Genomic DNA, 1,090 nt, shown 5'->3' with positions numbered 1-1,090 from the left:
TGAGCCGCTCTGGCCGGCGCGGTATCCGTTAACGGAACTGCGGGCTACTCAAATCGCCCTGGGCAGCTACCTGTGGTCAGCACTTTACCAGCAGAAGCCTGCGCCGGCGGCGGGCAACAAGTTCAAGCGGGCGTGGTTCCGATATTTTGAGATTGCGGATGACTTTGCTGTCCTGCATACGCTGGGCGAGGAAGAAGAAACAAAGCGCTTCCCGCTCAATCAATGCTGGTGTTTCCAGACCTGCGACCCAGCAGCGTCAACCAAGACCAGCGCTGATTATTTTGTGCTGGCGACATGGCTGGTTACACCGCACAAGGACCTGCTGCTGCGGGACGTTATCCGGATGCGGCTTGAGGGGCCGGACCAGCCGAAGCTATTTGAGCAAGGTTATCAGCGCTGGCGCCCGAAGCTGCAAGGTGTAGAGACAAAGAGCATGGGGCTGACCCTGTTCCAGACGCTGCGTCGGAAAGGTCTTCCGGTTATAGACTTAAAGGCAGAGACGGACAAAGAAACGCGGGCCTTACCGGTTATGGCCCGGATGGAGGCCGGCACAGTCTATTTCCTAAGAAATGCCCCGTGGCTTGAAGAATACGAAAACGAGCTTTTAGTGTTCCCGAACGGGGAGCATGACGACCAGGTAGATGTGACTTCATATGCCGGAATTGTTATTGCTAGGAGAATAAACATTGGCCCGGTAGACAAGCCCCCCGGCTGGTAAGCTTAAGGTGGTGATATATTTGCTTACAAATTTGGATTTCATCAGCCCCGGCAAACCCTGGCCGCCGCCGACAGAAGCGGAGCGCCTGGAGAGATACGCGCAGAACCGGCTCCTATTTGAGGGCAAGCATGATCAGGTATATAAAGACTGGATTCGGTTGTTGCGCGAGGACCAGCAGGCAACGCTTGAAATGATCCTCAACTGGCACAAGCGGCTGACGCTGCTCTTTGCTGACCTGCTGCTGGGCGAGCCGCCGAAGATTATAGCCGGTGACCAGGACAGTCCGGAACAGCTAGCGGTGGAGCGGATCATTGAAGATAACGGTCTTTTTAACGTAGCGTATGAGGTTGCCTTGGACGTAAGCCGCTACGG

General features: G+C 55.6%; 2 protein-coding genes. Both read left to right on the top strand.

The genetic code is table 11. The features are described from left to right. Positions 1–718 (top strand): phage terminase large subunit (terL, locus tag ACE4YL_RS08665; protein WP_461369530.1); only part of this gene is annotated, 718 nt, incomplete at its 5' end. Between the two features lie 10 nt (positions 719–728). Then, on the top strand, positions 729–1,090 hold a 362-nt coding region (locus tag ACE4YL_RS08660), incomplete at its 3' end, for a phage portal protein (protein ID WP_461369529.1).

The sequence above is a fragment of the Candidatus Darwinibacter acetoxidans genome, from assembly GCF_041936445.1.
Classification (GTDB): domain Bacteria; phylum Bacillota; class Limnochordia; order Darwinibacteriales; family Darwinibacteriaceae; genus DTU010.
The sequence above is the reverse complement of the archived record's forward strand: the minus strand, read 5'-3'. Positions and strand labels throughout refer to the sequence as shown.